15 protein-coding genes and 1 tRNA gene are annotated in these 16355 nt (G+C 61.9%); 9 read left to right on the top strand and 7 right to left on the bottom strand.

The annotated features are described in order from the left end of the window. Positions 1–10 precede the first annotated feature (10 nt). Both C5750_RS14015 and C5750_RS14010 read right to left on the bottom strand, forming a co-directional pair. Positions 11–1009, bottom strand: a complete 999-nt coding sequence (locus C5750_RS14015) for a glycosyltransferase family 2 protein (RefSeq protein WP_105734478.1) — start codon at positions 1007–1009, stop codon at positions 11–13. An 85-nt stretch (positions 1010–1094) separates the two neighbouring features. After that, a complete protein-coding gene (locus C5750_RS14010; protein WP_105734477.1) occupies positions 1095–2219 on the bottom strand; it encodes a GNAT family N-acetyltransferase in 1125 nt (374 codons plus the stop codon). Between the two features lie 146 nt (positions 2220–2365). On the opposite strand from C5750_RS14010, the gene C5750_RS14005 reads away from it, so the two are divergent. From C5750_RS14005 to C5750_RS13995, 3 genes are all read left to right on the top strand, one after another. Then, a complete protein-coding gene (locus C5750_RS14005; RefSeq protein ID WP_105734476.1) occupies positions 2366–3562 on the top strand; it encodes an FAD-dependent oxidoreductase in 1197 nt (398 codons plus the stop codon). A gap of 99 nt (positions 3563–3661) precedes the next feature. Further along, positions 3662–4036: a YciI family protein gene (locus C5750_RS14000; protein WP_105734475.1), complete on the top strand. Its 375-nt coding sequence runs from the start codon at positions 3662–3664 to the stop codon at positions 4034–4036. Continuing rightward, positions 4033–5274, top strand: coding sequence for an RNA polymerase sigma factor (locus C5750_RS13995; protein WP_105734474.1), 1242 nt, complete (start codon positions 4033–4035; stop codon positions 5272–5274). Before C5750_RS14000 ends, C5750_RS13995 begins: the two co-directional genes overlap by 4 nt. Before the next feature lie 30 nt (positions 5275–5304). On the opposite strand, the gene C5750_RS13990 is transcribed toward C5750_RS13995, so the two are convergent. Together C5750_RS13990 and cbiE are read right to left on the bottom strand one after the other, a co-directional pair. Beyond that, entirely contained in the window at positions 5305–6354 is a 1050-nt protein-coding gene (locus C5750_RS13990; protein ID WP_105734473.1) for a DUF475 domain-containing protein, read from the bottom strand. Positions 6355–6534: 180 nt separating this feature from the next. Next, complete coding sequence (gene cbiE / locus C5750_RS13985) at positions 6535–7752, bottom strand: precorrin-6y C5,15-methyltransferase (decarboxylating) subunit CbiE (RefSeq protein ID WP_105734472.1); 1218 nt, start codon at positions 7750–7752, stop codon at positions 6535–6537. A gap of 139 nt (positions 7753–7891) precedes the next feature. On the opposite strand from cbiE, the gene cobG reads away from it, so the two are divergent. The 5 genes from cobG to purU all read left to right on the top strand — a co-directional run bounded on the left by cobG (position 7892) and on the right by purU (position 13368). After that, entirely contained in the window at positions 7892–9310 is a 1419-nt protein-coding gene (cobG, locus tag C5750_RS13980) for a precorrin-3B synthase (protein ID WP_105734471.1), read from the top strand. Continuing rightward, positions 9303–9929 (top strand): precorrin-8X methylmutase, encoded by a 627-nt coding sequence (locus C5750_RS13975; protein WP_105734470.1) that lies wholly within the window; start codon positions 9303–9305, stop codon positions 9927–9929. The genes cobG and C5750_RS13975 overlap by 8 nt, the downstream gene beginning before the upstream one ends. Beyond that, the gene (locus C5750_RS13970; protein ID WP_105734469.1) at positions 9929–10669 is read left to right on the top strand and encodes a precorrin-2 C(20)-methyltransferase; all 741 of its coding nucleotides are present in this window, start codon (positions 9929–9931) and stop codon (positions 10667–10669) included. The genes C5750_RS13975 and C5750_RS13970 overlap by 1 nt, the downstream gene beginning before the upstream one ends. Further along, positions 10666–12363: a precorrin-3B C(17)-methyltransferase gene (cobJ, locus tag C5750_RS13965; protein WP_105734468.1), complete on the top strand. Its 1698-nt coding sequence runs from the start codon at positions 10666–10668 to the stop codon at positions 12361–12363. Before C5750_RS13970 ends, cobJ begins: the two co-directional genes overlap by 4 nt. Positions 12364–12513: 150 nt before the next feature. After that, positions 12514–13368, top strand: coding sequence for a formyltetrahydrofolate deformylase (gene purU / locus C5750_RS13960; protein ID WP_105734647.1), 855 nt, complete (start codon positions 12514–12516; stop codon positions 13366–13368). Between the two features lie 50 nt (positions 13369–13418). On the opposite strand, the gene C5750_RS13955 is transcribed toward purU, so the two are convergent. Continuing rightward, positions 13419–14345 carry a 2-hydroxyacid dehydrogenase gene (locus C5750_RS13955; RefSeq protein WP_105734646.1) on the bottom strand — a complete coding sequence of 309 codons (927 nt, stop codon included), beginning with the start codon at positions 14343–14345 and terminating at the stop codon, positions 13419–13421. Between the two features lie 201 nt (positions 14346–14546). Here C5750_RS13955 and C5750_RS13950 point away from each other — a divergent pair, with 201 nt between their 5' ends. After that, positions 14547–15734, top strand: a complete 1188-nt coding sequence (locus C5750_RS13950; RefSeq protein WP_105734467.1) for an alpha-hydroxy acid oxidase — start codon at positions 14547–14549, stop codon at positions 15732–15734. 55 nt (positions 15735–15789) lie between these two features. Here the strand turns inward: C5750_RS13950 and C5750_RS13945 are convergent. Both C5750_RS13945 and C5750_RS13940 read right to left on the bottom strand, forming a co-directional pair. After that, positions 15790–15864 (bottom strand) — tRNA-Glu (locus C5750_RS13945). Between the two features lie 87 nt (positions 15865–15951). Beyond that, complete coding sequence (locus tag C5750_RS13940) at positions 15952–16353, bottom strand: fimbrial protein (protein WP_105734466.1); 402 nt, start codon at positions 16351–16353, stop codon at positions 15952–15954. Positions 16354–16355 lie beyond the last annotated feature (2 nt).

The raw sequence follows: 16355 nt of genomic DNA, 5'->3' as shown, positions 1-16355 counted from the left end.
TGAGGGCAGCCTAGTTGTCCTTGGAAACGACCTGGCTCTCGATCCAGTCATCGGGCTGGCGGCGGGGATGGAAAAAGCCGAGCGGCAGGGCGGCGGCATGGAAACACCAGGCGACAACGGCATAGACGCCCAGCGACAGGCTGCGCTGCTTCAGGCTCATCGCGGCAATGACGAGGATGATCAGGACCGCATCGATCAATAGGGCTATCGTCTTGTCGGGCAGGAAAACCAGAAGCCCGATCATCACCAGCCACCACAGATACACCCCGGCCCACAGGCGAAGTTCCGGCAGCTCGTGCACCAGCTTGTTCCAATGGGGACGGCCAAGCGCGGCGCGCAGCAATTCGCCGACGCCCCGCAGATATTTCGAGCGCCAGCGCCGCACCAGCAAGGTGTAGGCATTGATGGAATGGCCGAAATGCGCGACGAAACGGCGGTCAAGCCGGTGCAGCTCCCACCCGAGCGACCGCAGACGCACGCCCAGGTCGAATTCCTCATAGCCGTGCAGATTGCGGTCGGAGAAATAGCCGGCCTCCGCAATGGCAGCACGGCGGTAAAGGCCACCGCCATTCATGCGGTCAATCGATCCCGTCCGGTTTTCCGGCGACACGCGGCGCACCCGGCGGGTGAATTCGAGATTGTCGACATTCATTTCCACCACATGTCCCGTCACCCCCGCAACCCGGGGATTGGCATCGAGAAACGCGATGGCCGCGCCAAGGAAATCCTTGTCGAGCAGCATGTCACCATCCATGAGGCAGACGAGATCGTGATGACTGTACTGGAAGCCCAGTTGCGGACCGATGCCGCAGCTGGGTTTGGCCGGATTAACGATCTGCGCCACGGTCACCGGATACTGCATGGCGATTTCGACCGTCCGGTCGGTGGAACCGCTATCGGCCACGATGACTTCGACCGTGCCGCCCGGCAGGGCCTGCAATGCGCTTTCAATCGCCGCTGCAATGCGTTTTTCTTCGTTCAGCGTTTTCATGATAATCGATACGGCCATCAATCAAGTCCTGCCCCAGTCTGGAAACCGCTACAATGCACCGCCATCCCGCAATGGCGCATTCAATATGTTATCTCTTATGGCATCAGCGCAACGCGCGTAAGACCGTCCACTTGAGCGGCCTGAGTTTCTGCCACAGGGGCGTCGCACGCAGCCTCTCCATCACGCGCAACCGCGTTGCGATGACCCGCCCGCGCGCGGTGCGGACAAGCGTCATCTTTTTCAGGTCGATGGTGACGTCACAACAGTTCAGCTTCCACGGCTCGTCGCCGATGCCAAGATCCAGGCAATCATAGCCGCCATCGAGCAAATGGCGCAGCAGCAGGTAATGCAGCACCCGCCCCGGAGAATATTTCGACCATTCGCCGGATTCGAATGTGAAGACGAGCCCGTAATAGTGCCTGCCTTCAACCAATCCCCACATCGCCGCGATAACCTGGCCGTTCACCACAAGCGCGGACAGGTGCAGCGCATTTGCTGCGGCGAAATTGTCCGTTCCCAGTGTAAAAAAGCTCTGTTTTTCCGGCTCCTTGTCGAAACCCGGCACCTGCGTTTCTTCAAAACGGCGCTGTTTCTGGGCAAGCAGCGTCTCAAGCACAAAGGCGCGTTCTTCCGCCGTCGCCGCAATCAGCAGCCGGCATTCGCCCAGCCGTTCCAGCGCCCGATGCCGGTTCCTCAGGTTTTTCGACCCCGGCTGCGACTGATCAATCTCCGGCCAGCTGCGCTTGAGGTTCGTCAGATGGCACGACTCGCCGTTCATCTCGCCGGCCAGCAGGAACAGCGGATTCGTGCGGTCGCGGATTTGCTCCGGCATTTTATCGAAGATCGCCATGTCAAACGGCGGCAGGGCCTCTGCAATCCGGCTCCACAGCCGTTCCGCCGCTGTCCGCGTCCACTCATCGCCGTTGGGGAAGAGGATTGGTGCATTGTAATCGGCCACGCCATCATCGACGAAGGTAAGGATGCGCCCGCCATGCCGCGACGAGATGCCGAGCGGCAGAAAGCACAGCGGATTTCCGGAGAGATCCCAGACTTCGACCAGGCAAAGCCGGTTGCCCGGCCGGGTACCGTAGGATGCCAGCCAGGTCCGCAGGAATGTGGTTGTCTGGAAAATATACTGCCGGGCATCCGTGACCGCTCCGGCCGCCGGCCATTGGGGCGAGAGCTGATCGGGATGGCTGTAAACCCGGATATCATAGTCTGGAATCACAAACGCTTACCTCTTCAAGACACACGCAGACGTGAACACTGTATCCACAACCAGCATAATCGATTGTTTAACATACATCTTATTTACGCTGTATTATCCGGCTTCACGTAGACTGATCGAGCGGTCTACAGGTCTGCGGAGCATGCATGGTTGAACGGGAATTGGCAATTCAAGGGACGGAGGCACAGCCCATCCAGACCGACGTGGTGATCATCGGAGGCGGGCTGGCAGGGGCCAGCGCCGCCACCGCCCTGTTCCGTCAAGGCTACGACGTCACCCTGATCAGCAGCCATGACCGTCATCCGCCGGACTTTCGCGCCGAGAAAGTCGCGCAAACCCAGATGGACCTGTTCGAGCGCATCGGTCTCGGCGATGTCGTGCGGGCCGAAGTGACCGCCTTTGACGGCGTATGGCTCTACAGGTTCGGCCGGTTCGAGCGGACCACAACGCGCGAATATGGCGGCGATTATTCCGATCTGGTCAATACCTTGCGCCGCGCCATCCCTTCGGGCGTGCGCTCCCTTGTCGGCCGGGTCGATGACATCGCGACCAGCGAAAACCTGCAGGACGTGACATTGTCCGATGGCAGAAAATTCACCGCGCGGCTCCTGATCGTTGCCACCGGCCTTGGCGATACGATCCGCAAGAAACTCGGCATCGAGCGCGACATCATAAGCCCGCAGCATTCGCTGTGCTGCGGTTTCGACCTGGTACAGCCGCCATCGCACTTTCCCTTTCCATCTCTGGTCTGGAACGGGGCTAAATTCAATGATCGCGTGTCCTACCTCACGCTCTTTCCCATAGGGGATAAAATCCGCGCCAACTTCTTCGTCTACCGGAAGTCATCGGAGGAATGGACCCGCTCATTCCGCGATCAGCCCGAGCAGGGCCTGCGCGCCTTGATGCCGGGACTGGAAAAGACCTTCGGCGAACTCACCATTACCGGCCCGGTCATCGCCCGCCCCATCGATCTCGTGCAAGTGCGCAATCACAAACAGGATGGCGTCGTTCTCATCGGCGACGCCTTCTGCGTTGTCTGTCCGATCACCGGTACGGGTATCGAAAAGGCCCTCACCGACGTGGACCGGCTGTGCAACACCTATATTCCGCGCTGGTTCAAGAGTGCCGGCATGTCCAAGGCGAAAATCGGTGAGTTTTACGCCGATCCCGTCAAAACGGCGCGGGACGCTTCGGCGATGAAGATGAGTTTCAATGCCAAGAAGATCAAAACCGATCTTGGCATGCGGTGGAAACTGCGGCGGTTGCGCAGCAACACGCTGGGCCGTGCGCGCTACGTGGTGCGCGCCACCGTCAAGCAGCTGCGGTCACCGGCGCCGAAGTAACGCCCCGCAAAGCAACGCGATGCACGCTTGCAATTTTTCTCGATCTCCTGTCGGGATCGGCCATAGTGGTTCGTCTTGAGGAAGAAGGAGTGCATCCGGATGCTATACGCCGTGCTTTGCTACAATATGGAAGACGTTGTCGGTTCCTGGACAAAGGAGGAAGACGACCTCGTGATGGAACGGCTTGGCGCCGTGCAGGACAAGCTCGCCAAATCAGGCAAGCTGGGACCCGTTGCCCGGCTGCTGCCCACAACAGCCGCGACAACGCTGCGCAAATCCCGCGGCGAGCCCCTGGTCGTCGACGGCCCATTCGCCGAGACGAAGGAACAGTTTCTCGGTTTCTACGTCGTTGATTGCGAATCGCTGGACGAGGCGCTCGCCTTCGCCCGCGATCTGGCGCAGGCCAACCCCGGACAGGGTTCCTACGAGATCCGTCCGATCGCCTTGTTCAGACCCGGATCGGGTTCCCAATGACGGACCCCTCCTGGATCGATGGCGCGCTGGCCGCCGCACGCCCGCAGGCCGTGGGTGCCCTGCTGCGCTATTTCCGCAATCTCGATACGGCGGAAGAAGCCTTCCAGGAGGCCTGCCTGCGCGCGCTCAAGCACTGGCCGAAGAACGGCCCGCCGCGCGATCCCACAGCGTGGCTGATCTTCGTTGGGCGCAACAGCGCCATCGATACCGTGCGGCGGCAGGCCAAGCAGCAGCCGCTGCCGCCGGAAGACCTGCTGTCCGACCTTGGGGATGCCGAAACAGCCATCACCGAGAAGATCGACAGTGCCGACTATCGCGATGACATCCTCCGGCTGCTGTTCATCTGCTGCCACCCCGATCTTCCGGCCACGCAGCAGATCGCTCTGGCGCTGCGCATCGTTTCAGGACTTTCGGTCCGCCAGATCGCCCGGGCGTTCCTTGTGGGTGAAAGCGCAATGGAACAGCGCATCACCCGTGCCAAGGGCCGTATTTCCTCCGGTGAAATCCCGTTCGAGACGCCCGATGCCTTCGAGCGGGCCGAACGGCTTTCGGCCGTGAGTGCCATGATCTACCTGATCTTCAACGAGGGTTACTCCGCCGGCAGCACCGAAGTGGAGGCACGGTTTCCGCTCTGCGACGAGGCGATCCGGCTGGCGCGGCTGCTCCTGCGCATCTTCCCGGCGGAACCGGAGATCATGGGCCTGACCGCCCTTTTGCTGCTGCAGCACGCCCGCGCCAAGGCCCGATTCGACGCGGAAGGCGCCGTCGTTCTCCTCGACGATCAGGATCGCAGCCTGTGGAACCGCACGATGATTGCCGAAGGCCTCGCCCTGATCGACAAGGCCATGCGCCACCGGCAGCCGGGCGCCTATCAGATACAGGCGGCCATTGCCGCCCTGCATGCGCGGGCCATGCGCCCGCAGGATACGGACTGGCTGGAAATCGATCTGCTCTACGCCACGCTTGAAAGGCTGACCCCTTCACCGGTTATCACGCTGAACCGCTCCATCGCCGTGGCAAAGGTGCATGGCCCCGAGGCGGCGCTGCTGCTGATCGAGCCGCTGGAAGACAGGCTGTCCGGCTATTTTCACTTTTTCGGCGTCAAGGGCGGCCTGCTGATGCAACTTGGCCGCAGCCGGGAGGCACGCATTGCCTTCGACCGCGCGATAGCCCTTGCCAATACACCGGCTGAAGCCGCCCACATCCGCATGCATCTCGACCGGCTCAGCCAGAACTGACTACAGAAAAAGCCGGGGTCTGTGCTTGGATCAGGCGTGCTCCGCCTCATCCGGATGCCGGCGCCGGTAGCGGATCGACGACCAGAGCGAGAAGATGATGAGTGTCGCACCGATCAGACCGGTGACCACTTCGGGAATATGGACCAGGGTCTGGCAGTACATGATCACCGCAAGGACGAGGATCGCATAGAATGCCCCGTGCTCGAGATAGCGGTACTGGCCGAGCGTCTGCTTCTCCACCATCATGATGGTCAGCGCGCGCACGTAGAACGCGCCGATGCCGAGACCGATCGCAATGACAAACAGATTGGTCGACAGCGCGAATGCGCCGATGACGCCGTCGAACGAAAAACTTGCATCGAGCACTTCCAGATAAAGGAACGCGCCCAGCCCGCCCTTGTGCACCGTGTCCATCTGTTCCTGCGAGGCATCGAGAAGCGCGCCGAGCCCTTCCACCACGAGGAAGGTCAGCAGGCCGTAGATGGCCGATGTCAGGAACGTCACCGATTCCGCACCCTCGAGCTGCCTGGAGAAGAAGATGATCAATGCCAGGACAACGCCGACCTCGATGCCCTGCACCGAGGCGAAGCGGGATGCGCGGCTTTCAACGACGCGGATCCAGTGCACGTCCTTCTCATGGTCGAAGAAGAATTTGAGGCCGACCATCAGGAGGAATGTGCCGCCGAAAGCGGAAATGCCGACATGGGCATCCTGCATGATCCGCGCATATTGCTCCGGATTTGAAATGGCCAGCTTCAGCGCCGAAAGCGGATCGATCCATGCGGCAATCGCGACAATCGCCAGCGGGAAAATGATCCGCATGCCGAACACCGCAATGATGATGCCCCATGTCAGAAACCGGCGCTGCCAGACCGGCGTCATGTCCCGAAGAATTCTGGCGTTCACAATCGCATTGTCAAACGACAGCGAAATTTCAAGAATGCCCAGCACCGCACAGATGAAGAGGACGGATAATGTGCCTTCAACCGTCCCTGAATAGATGAAGCCTATCCACGCGCCGAGCGCCAGTCCAACCGCCGTGAACAGAAACGGCCAGGTGAAGTACTTGTAAGTTGCCATATTTAATTCCTGCTAGAGTCTCCCAGATTGCTATCGGGGCCGGAAATCAAAACGGCGGTCACGACCGAGAGATCGGAACTGATGGACCGGTTGAATATGAATTCGCGCGCAATAGCAATCACCCGCTCCCCTTAGACTGCATAATCCTGTCGCAATCCTGTCGCGCAGCCGCGCCGGCTGTCAATCCACGGGTTTGCGGACGGAATAGATCACGACGGGCAGGGCGGAACGCCACGCATCGAAGGAACCGAGCGGCTGCGCCTGGGCAACGGAGAGTTTCGTCAGCTCGCCGCCAAACCTGCCGCACCAGCCGATCAGCGCCGCCTCGCTCTGCAGGGTCACGGCATTGGCCACAAGCCGCCCGCCCGGTTTCAGCGCGTTCCAGCAGGCGTCCATCACGCCGTCATCCGTGACGCCGCCGCCGATGAAAATGGCGTCGGGCGCGGCCAGGCCGGAAAGCGCTGCGGGGGCCTCACCCCGGACAAGCTGCAGATCCGGAACACCCAGTGCCCGCGCATTGCGCTCGATGACGCCTTGCCGCTGCTCATTGGCCTCCACGGCGATTGTCCGGCAGGAAGGATCGCTGCGCATCCACTCGATGCCGATGGAGCCGCATCCGGCCCCCACATCCCACAACAGCTCTCCCGGACGCGGCCCGAGCCGCGCCAGGGTGACAGCGCGGACATCCCGCTTGGTCAACTGGCCGTCATTCTCATAGGCCTCGTCAGGCAGGCCCGAAAGGATGGAATAGGACCGCGCTTCCGGTTCAGCCTGTCCGCAATCCACCGCGAGAACGTTGAGATCGGCACCGCGCGGATAAAGCCAGCCCTTGGCCGCCCCCTCGACACGGCGCTCCGCCGCCCCGCCCATATGTTCGAGCACCGTCAGCCGGGCCGAACCAAAACCATTGGCCACCAGCATCTGCGCCACCTGCGCCGGTGTGCCGCCATCATTGCTGAGGATCAGCAGCTTTGCCCCTGATGTGAATGATCTGAACAGCGTTTCCACCGGCCGCCCGTGCACACTGAGCAATTGGACATGCTGCACCGGCCAGCCCATGGCTGCCGCCGCAAGGGAAAACGACGATGGCGCGGGCAGAATGCGCATTTCACTCCGGTCCACGAACCGCGTCAGCGTTGCTCCCATGCCGAAATGCATGGGATCGCCGCTGGCGAGCACCACCACATCAGTGCCGCGCAAGGCCGTCAGGCTGGGATAGACATCGGAAAAAGGCGTCGGCCATGCGATCCGCTTTGCTGCAACTGTTTCCGGCAGGAAGTCGAGGTGCCGCTTGCCGCCAAAAACCATCGTGGCCTGTTGCAGCGCCGCGCGGGCATTGGTGCCAAGCCCGCCATAGCCGTCCTCACCAATCCCGATAATCGTCAGCCAAGGCGTCATGTCATGTCCCGTTGATTGCAGAGGCTATGCATGCCCGAAAGCGCCGGAAGGGTCAACGAAGCTCACGCGGCGCGGCCCGTCGCACTTGCGGATCATATGTCTTTCCTCCCCGGCGCCCATCCTGTAAAACCCTGATCCGATGAGCCAGTTAAGCACCATGGACGCAGTCCCGAGCAGAATTGAAGACCGGCGGTCCGCCTGCCCCGGATTGTTCCGCATGGCCAGGGCGCTTGACGGCGCGATATGCCGCGTCAAATTGACGTTCGGCAGCCTCAGCGCCGAACAGGCGCACCGCATTGCCGATGCAGCCCGGCAGTTCGGCAACGGCGTCATCGAAATCACCAACCGCGCCAATCTGCAGATTCGCGGCGTGCGGCCCGATACGGAAAATCCGTTGATCGCAGCGCTGCTGGCTGCCGGGCTTGGCCCTTTGACCGACCGGGGCGACGATGTGCGCAACGTCATGGTCAGCCCGATCGCCGGTGTCGTGCCGGGCCGATTCGACGTGCGGCCGCTCGCCTTGCAACTGCTCGAAATCCTGCAGACCAATGCCTCCTACCAGCGCCTGTCGCCGAAATTCTCCATTCTCGTCGACGGCGGCGAAAGCGTTGCCATGGTGGAGCATCCCCATGACATCTGGCTCAGCGCCATCGGCGCAGACAGCCCCCGGTTTGCCCTGGGCGTTGCCGGCATGCCGCCGACGCGAGCGGATGATATGCCCGCCCTCGGCAGCGCCGGCGCGTCCCGGGCCATGCATCTGATCACAGCGATTCTCGATGTGTTCATTGACTGGAATGCCGCCAATCCGGCGGCGTCGCGCCTCCGCCATATGATCGCGGCCATCGGGCGCGACACCTTCACCTCGCGTCTGGAAGCACGCCTGAATGTCCCGGTGCGTGACGAGAACGCCAATGCATGGCGCAGAACGTTACCCCGTGCGCATGGACATCTCGGCCTACTGGCGGAACGCGGCGCAAATTGCCGCCTCATCGGCGCCATGCCGCCGCTCGGGCGGCTTGACCCGGACAGGCTGGACGCCGTCGCCGTTCTGGCGGCAAAGAACAGCAAGGGAAAGCTGCGGGTCACCCCGTGGCAGAGCCTGTTGCTGCCTGAGGTTGCCGAGCCCGTGACAGCGCAAACCATGCGCGAACTTGAAGCACTCGGTTTCGCCGCCCGGCCGGACGATCCGTTTGCAACCATGATCAGCTGTTCCGGCTCGGCAGGATGCGGTTCGGCCCTCGGCGCAACGCAGGCCGACGGATTGAAGCTCGGCGCGCTGCTCCACGGCAAGGCTCCCGAACTGGCGGTTCACTTGACCGGCTGCGCCAAATCCTGCGCCTCGCCCTCGGCCAAACCGGTCACGCTGGTTGCGCGCGAACCGGGGTACTACGACATATTTCTGCGTGCGACCAATGGACCGTCGCGTTTTGGCAAGCTATTGGCTGCACATGTCACTATCGAGGAAGCTGCCGACTGGATCGGCAACCTTCCGTTGAATTCCCGGCCATCGACCCAAAGGCCGCTCACTTCCGGCTCTGGGGGGCCACCGCATGCTTGACTATATCCGCGACGGTCAGGCGATCTATGATCGCTCCTTCGCCATCATCCGCTCCGAGGCCGATCTTAGCCGCATTCCCGCCGATCTGGAAAAGCTGGCCGTGCGCGTCGCCCATGCCTGCGGCATGGTTGATGTGATCGGGGACCTCGCTTTTTCCGAAGGCGCTGGCGCAGCGGGTGTTGCCGCCCTCGCCAGGGGCGCACCCATCCTGTGCGATGCCCGCATGGTGCTCGAAGGGGTGACGCGCGCGCGCCTGCCCGCCAACAATGACGTCATCTGCACGCTCTCGGACCCGTCCGTCGCCGCTCTCGCCCGCGACATGGGCAATACCCGTTCGGCGGCGGCGCTCGAACTGTGGCGTCCGCATCTCGCCGGTGCCGTGGTGGCCTTCGGCAACGCGCCGACCGCCCTGTTCCGTCTCCTCGAAATGCTCGACGAGGGCGCACCGAAACCGGCGCTGATCCTCGGCTTTCCCGTCGGCTTCGTCGGGGCGATGGAATCGAAGGCGGCGCTGGCCGAAAACAGCCGCGGCGTTCCCTTCGTCGTCGTGCACGGACGGCGGGGCGGCAGCGCCATGGCCGCGGCTGCGATCAACGCACTTGCTTCGGAGAAAGAATAATGCCGCAGCCTGGACGGCTTTTCGGACTGGGCGTTGGTCCCGGCGATCCCGAACTCATCACACTCAAGGCCCTGCGGCTGCTGCAGGCGGCGCCCGTCGTTGCCTATCACGCGGCCAAGGGCAAGAAGGGTAATGCGCTGACCATCGTCGAGACCTATCTCAACGACAGCCAATTGCTGGTGCCGCTGATCTATCCGGTCACCACGGAAAAGCTGCCGGCGCACATGAACTATGAAGCCATTGTCAGCGATTTCTATGGCGAGATCACCGAACGTCTCAAAACGCATCTGGATGCGGGCAAGGACGTCGCCGTCATTGCCGAGGGCGACCCGTTCTTCTACGGCTCCTTCATGTATATCCATGACCGGCTGGCCGGACAGTATGAGACGGAAGTCGTGCCTGGCGTCTGCTCCATTCTGGGTGGCGCGGCCGTGCTCGGCGCGCCGCTCGTCTACCGCAACCAGACATTGACGGTGCTCTCCGGCGTGCTTCCGGCCCATGAGCTGAAAACCCGCCTCGCCGCGACGGAAGCGGCCGCCATCATGAAACTCGGCAAGAATCTGGCAAAGGTGCGCGATATCATCGCCGAACTCGGGCTGATGGACCGTGCCCTCTACGTCGAGCGCGCCACCATGGATGCGCAGCGCATCGTCCCCCTGCGCGATGTCGATCCGGAGTCCTCACCCTATTTCTCGCTCATTCTCGTGCCCGGCGAGAAATGGCAGGGTGGCGGCGAATGACAACCCCGCTTGTCCTGATGGTTTTGAGCGCGCAGGGCATGGAGACGGCTCTGCGCATAAAAGCTGGCCATCCCGAAGCGGTCATTCATGGACTGGAAGGCCGCGTGCAGGGTGCCGACCAGACCTACAGCAATTTCGGCGAAACGCTGCGCGCGCATTACCGCAGCGGCAACGCCATTGCCGCCTTGTGCTCCGCCGGCATTACCATCCGCGCGCTGGCACCACTTCTGGAGAACAAGGGCGGCGAACCGCCGGTGCTGGCCATTGCCGACGACGGCAGCGCCGTGGTGCCGCTTCTTGGCGGAACCACCGGCGTCAACGTGCTGGCACGGCAGCTCGCCGCAATTCTCGGCGTATCACCTGCAATCACCACATCGGGCGAATTGCGCTTCGGCACCTGCCTGCTCAATCCGCCAGCGGAATTCCATTTGAAAAACCCCGAGGACGGCAAGCGTTTCATTGCCGATCTTCTGGCCGGCGAGACGGTGCAGATCGACGGTCCGGCGCCCTGGCTGGAGGAGGCACGCCTGCCGGTCGACGACAACGGCACGATGCATATCCGCATCACGCCGTCGGACATTGCCCCGCAGAAAAACGAACTGGTCTTCCACCCCAAGGTAGCGGTTGCCGGCATTGCGGGTGATATCGGCGCTGAAGAGGTGCGGGCCGCGCTGGCAGCGGAAAACATCGCGCTTGCTTCCATCGTCTGCCTCGCCGCCAGTGAAGAACACAGTGCAAACGCATCGCTGCATCATCTCGCGGCTGAGCTTGGCCTGCCGCTGCGGCTGCTTCCGGCAAACGGACGCAGCGCGCGGGATATCGTTTCGGCTTTCATCAAAAAGCCGCTCAGCCAAAGCGGCGGCGAAAAACTTGCCATCGCCATCGCGGCCACACCGGATGACGTGACATTGGCCGGGCATCCCCGCGGCCGCCTTGCGGTCATCGGCCTTGGACCGGGTGACCCCGACTTCATGATTCCAGCGGTGAAACACGAACTGCAGCGGGCCGAGGACGTTCTCGGCTATGAAACCTATGTGCGCATGGCCGGGTCTTTCCGCCCCGACCAAATCATTCACATGACCGACAATCGCGAAGAAATGCAGCGGGCCCGCCACGCCTTCGATCTTGCCGCGTCAGGCCGCTCGGTCGTGATGATTTCGTCGGGTGATCCCGGCGTGTTCGCCATGGCTGCCGCCGTGGTCGAAGCCCTGCACGAATCCGATAATCCCGCATGGCATGGCGTCGATCTGCAGATCGTTCCCGGTGTCTCCGCCGCGATGGCCGCCGCCAGCCGCAGCGGCGCACCACTCGGCCATGATTTCTGCATCCTGTCGCTGTCCGACAATCTGAAACCATGGGACATCATCGAAAAACGTATCGCGCTGGCGGCCGAAGCGGATTTCGCCATGGCCTTTTACAATCCGATCTCCAAACCGCGCCCCTGGCAATTGCCGCGGGCCATCGAAATCCTGCGCCAGCACCGGACGCCGCAAACGCCCATCGTGCTTGGCCGCGACATCGGCCGTCCGGCGGAAACCCTGCGCGTCATCACCCTGGCGGAGCTTTCGCCCGAGCAGGTGGACATGCGCACGGTCATTCTCGTGGGATCGTCGCTTACCCAAAGTTTTGACCGGATAGACGGCGGCAAATGGGTCTATACCCCACGCTGGTACGGAACCAAGCCCGCCGGTTGAGCGATTTCTCATCGCCCGGTGAAGAAAGATCATTTGACCGTATGGATGAATGCCGGAAAAAGGACTGAGCGCTTCGCATTTGTGTCGACGCGCTTCAGCCGCCGTCACTATGATCCCCGTCCATTGTCGCCCGTATCACTGGAGTTTCCCATGCCAAACAAGAACTATGTCCTCACCCTGTCGTGCGAAGACAAGCCGGGGATCGTGGCATCGGTGACGACGGAGCTTGCGGGGCTGGATGCCAATATCGCCGAGAGCAACCAGTTCTGGGACCGCCAGACCAACCGCTTCTTCATGCGCATTGCCTTTGCCGCCTCGGAAGAAACCGCCAAGGACGATGTCGAGCGGGCCTTGAAGCCCGCCATCGAGCGCTTCGGCATGAAGACCACGCTCATCGACCAGGCCAAGAAGCCGAAGATCGTCATCATGGTGTCGAAGTTCGACCATGCGCTCCTGCACCTGATCTACCAGATCAAGGTCGGCTGGCTCGATGCCGAGGTCGCCGCCATCGTCTCCAACCACGAGGACAGCCGCCGCTTTGCCGAGCATGAGGGCATCCCCTACCATGTGCTGCCCGTGTCCAAGGACAACAAGACGGCGCAGGAGGAGGCGCTGCTGAAGATCGTCAAGGACACCGGCGCCGATCTGGTCATCCTCGCCCGCTACATGCAGGTGCTGTCAGACACCCTGTCCAAGCGGCTGTTCGGCAAGGTGATCAACATCCACCACTCCTTCCTGCCGAGCTTCAAGGGGGCAAAGCCCTATCACCAGGCATTCGAGCGCGGGGTGAAGCTGATCGGGGCGACGGCGCATTATGTCACGCCCGATCTCGACGAGGGCCCGATCATCGAGCAGGAGACCGAGCGGGTCAGCCATGCCATGAGCGCGGAGGATTTCGTTGCCACCGGCCGCGACATCGAGAGCCGGGTGCTCGCCCGCGCCGTCAAGAAGCACCTCGAATCCCGCGTCATGCTCAATGGCCACAAGACCGTGGTGTTCGGATAAATCGCCAGGAATGGGCTTGCCGGTCAGAACCTGACAAGCCCGTTTCCAGTTCAGGGCTTTTCCGCGAAATAATCTTCCAGATTGGTGACGACGCGATCCGCCATGGCGCGGCGCGTCTCCAGCGTGGCGCTGCCCATATGCGGCTGCAGCACGACATTGTCGAGCTTGAACAGGGCTTCCGGCACGTTTGGCTCATCGGCGAACACATCAAGCCCGGCGCGGCCAAGTTCGCCCGATTGCAGGAGTTCCACCAGCGCCGCCTCGTCGACCACCGTGCCGCGCGCCACATTGACGAAGGTTCCATCCGGTCCGAGCGCCTGCAGGACTTCGCGGGAAATGACACCCCGTGTTGCCTCGCCGCCCGGCAGGATGGCAATGAGCGCCGCACTGTCGCGGGCGAGATCAACGAGATTGTCGTAATAGGTGTAGGGCGCGTCGGGCTTCCTGCTGCGGGTGTGGTAGGCGACGTCGCAGCCGAATGCCAGAAGCTTCTGGGCGATGACGCTGCCGATACGCCCGAGCCCGACAAGGCCGACCCGCTTGCCTTCGATGCCCGAGGCCAGCGGTGCGCTTTCGCCCCTGGCCCAGCGCCCTTCCCGCACGAAACGGTCGTTCTTCACCAGATCGCGGGTTGCGGCCAAGAGCAGCAGCAGCGCCATGTTGGCGGTGTCTTCATTCAGCACATCGGGCGTATTGGCGACCCTGATTCCCCTTGAATTGGCATAGGCGACATCCAGCGAATCGGTTCCGACACCAAAGGACGAAATGATTTCCACCTGCGGCAAAAGGTCGATCATATCGGCGGTGATCCCGGTGAATGTGCTGGTCACCGCAGCGCGAAAACGCCCGGCATTCTCCTGCAGGAATTTCAGCGCATCCTTTTCCGCATAGAGTTTCTCCACCGCATATCTTTTCTCTAGCTCCGCCAGCAGATAGGGCATGAGGGGACCGAGCACGAGAACCGGTTGTTTTGTCATGAATGGATATCCTTCGGAAAACATCGAGGCAGGAACACGATCATAGCCAGATCGCCGGGCTTATGCCAAACCCCAATAAGAATTTACCTGTAAAGAAATTCATCGTATATGACTTTTCTGGCAACGTCAGACAATTCTCGTGCTTGTCGTGTCAACCTTGCTATTGTCAAAAACCAAAAACAGAAACCTCCGGACGGAACCATGCCCAAGACCGTTGAAATTGCCGATTTGAAGCGAATTGCCCAGCGCCGCGTGCCGAAGATGTTTTTCGATTATGCGGATTCCGGCGCCTGGACGGAAAGCACCTACCGCGCCAACGAGGAGGATTTCCGCAAGATCCAGCTGCGCCAGCGTGTTGCCGTCGACATGAGCGACCGGACGCTGGCAAGCACCATGGCGGGCCAGGCGGTCTCCATGCCGGTTGCCCTTGCCCCGACCGGCCTGACCGGCATGCAGCATGCGGACGGCGAAATGCTGGCGGCGCAGGCCGCCGAGGAATTCGGCGTGCCCTTCACCCTGTCGACCATGAGCATCTGCTCCATCGAGGACGTCGCCTCGGTGACGAAGAAGCCATTCTGGTTCCAGCTCTACGTCATGCGCGACCGGGAATTCATCTACAACCTGATCGACCGCGCCAAGGCGGCCAAGTGTTCGGCTCTGGTGCTGACGCTCGATCTGCAGATTCTCGGCCAGCGCCACAAGGATGTGCGCAACGGGCTGTCCGCCCCGCCGAAATTCACCGCCAAGCATATCTGGCAGATGGCCACCCGCCCGCAATGGTGCCTCGGCATGCTCAAGACCGAGCGCCGCACATTCCGCAACATCGTCGGCCATGCCAAGGGTGTCGGCGACCTCTCTTCGCTCGGCACATGGACGGATGAGCAGTTCGATCCGCGCCTGTCCTGGAACGACGTCGCCTGGATCAAGGAACGCTGGGGCGGCAAGCTCATCCTCAAGGGCATTCTCGATGTCGAGGATGCGCGCATGGCCGTCTCGACCGGTGCCGACGCCATCATCGTGTCGAATCACGGCGGCCGCCAGCTGGACGGCGCCCCCTCCTCCATCTCGGCGCTTGCCGATATCGTCGATGCGGTCGGCGACAAGATCGAAGTTCTGTTCGATGGCGGCATCCGTTCGGGTCAGGATGTGTTGAAGGCACTTGCCATCGGCGCCAGGGGCACCTTCATCGGCCGCGCTTTCCTCTACGGGCTGGGTGCGGGCGGCAAGCAGGGCGTCACGCAAGCTCTGGAGATCATCCGCAACGAGCTTGACGTCACCATGGCGCTGTGCGGCGAGCGCGACGTGAAGAATCTCGACCGCAACAATCTTTACAAGAGCGGCCTCGAAACCAAGCCGCGCGCGGCCGCGCCCAGGAAAAAGCGTGCCTGATACCATCAATGGCCGGTGCAGACCGGCCAGACATTCTTCTTCGGATTTGGAGGATTGGTACGCCCAAGGGGAATCGAACCCCTGTTTGCGCCGTGAGAGGGCGCCGTCCTGACCGCTAGACGATGGGCGCGCAGTCGATTGCGCGGGTATAATCAAGCAAATCGAAAAGTGCAATGACCATTTGCAAGAGAATGGTCATTGTAGCGATCTGCAAGACTTAATTGGCCGCTTCCGAAATGCGCGCCACGACGCGTTTTGTCGCCACGTCATAGACGAGAATCTGCCGCGTGCCGTTTGCCAGCCGCGTTTCCAGCGACAGCATCGATCCCGACAGATTGTGGGACAGGACGCGCGTGCCGGGATCAAGCGTGATGGCTTCACCCGCCAGCGTATCGCCGATCGGCTGGGCTGGCGCCTCGGAACGGGCCGCCGCCGGCTTGGCCGCGCCGCCCACCGGCTGGTTAATCTTGTAGACAATGGCCGCAAGCACCGCCATAAGACCAATCACCATGATGCCGATGGAAACAGCCAGGAGCCGGATCATCTTGCGGCGCACCCGTTCCATTGCCGGATCGAGCGGCTGCTCTTCCGTTTCCGCTTCAGCATTGATATTGGCCATGT

This window comes from Phyllobacterium myrsinacearum (assembly GCF_002980555.1).
Classification (GTDB): Bacteria; Pseudomonadota; Alphaproteobacteria; order Rhizobiales; family Rhizobiaceae; genus Phyllobacterium; species Phyllobacterium myrsinacearum.
Note: the sequence above shows the minus strand (reverse complement) of the source record. Positions and strands in the feature narration are given on the sequence as shown.

What these genes read in the sequence shown, in the direction of transcription:
- C5750_RS14005 (WP_105734476.1), top strand. Translation starts at nt 2,366, where the DNA reads ATGGTTGAACGGGAATTGGCAATTCAAGGGACGGAGGCACAGCCCATC.
- cbiE (WP_105734472.1), bottom strand. Translation starts at nt 7,752, where the DNA reads ATGACGCCTTGGCTGACGATTATCGGGATTGGTGAGGACGGCTATGGC.
- C5750_RS13970 (WP_105734469.1), top strand. Translation starts at nt 9,929, where the DNA reads ATGCCGCAGCCTGGACGGCTTTTCGGACTGGGCGTTGGTCCCGGCGAT.
- C5750_RS13950 (WP_105734467.1), top strand. Translation starts at nt 14,547, where the DNA reads ATGCCCAAGACCGTTGAAATTGCCGATTTGAAGCGAATTGCCCAGCGC.
- C5750_RS14015 (WP_105734478.1), bottom strand. Translation starts at nt 1,009, where the DNA reads ATGGCCGTATCGATTATCATGAAAACGCTGAACGAAGAAAAACGCATT.
- C5750_RS13995 (WP_105734474.1), top strand. Translation starts at nt 4,033, where the DNA reads ATGACGGACCCCTCCTGGATCGATGGCGCGCTGGCCGCCGCACGCCCG.
- cobJ (WP_105734468.1), top strand. Translation starts at nt 10,666, where the DNA reads ATGACAACCCCGCTTGTCCTGATGGTTTTGAGCGCGCAGGGCATGGAG.
- C5750_RS13940 (WP_105734466.1), bottom strand. Translation starts at nt 16,353, where the DNA reads ATGGCCAATATCAATGCTGAAGCGGAAACGGAAGAGCAGCCGCTCGAT.
- C5750_RS13955 (WP_105734646.1), bottom strand. Translation starts at nt 14,345, where the DNA reads ATGACAAAACAACCGGTTCTCGTGCTCGGTCCCCTCATGCCCTATCTG.
- C5750_RS13975 (WP_105734470.1), top strand. Translation starts at nt 9,303, where the DNA reads ATGCTTGACTATATCCGCGACGGTCAGGCGATCTATGATCGCTCCTTC.
- C5750_RS13990 (WP_105734473.1), bottom strand. Translation starts at nt 6,354, where the DNA reads ATGGCAACTTACAAGTACTTCACCTGGCCGTTTCTGTTCACGGCGGTT.
- C5750_RS14000 (WP_105734475.1), top strand. Translation starts at nt 3,662, where the DNA reads ATGCTATACGCCGTGCTTTGCTACAATATGGAAGACGTTGTCGGTTCC.
- purU (WP_105734647.1), top strand. Translation starts at nt 12,514, where the DNA reads ATGCCAAACAAGAACTATGTCCTCACCCTGTCGTGCGAAGACAAGCCG.
- cobG (WP_105734471.1), top strand. Translation starts at nt 7,892, where the DNA reads ATGAGCCAGTTAAGCACCATGGACGCAGTCCCGAGCAGAATTGAAGAC.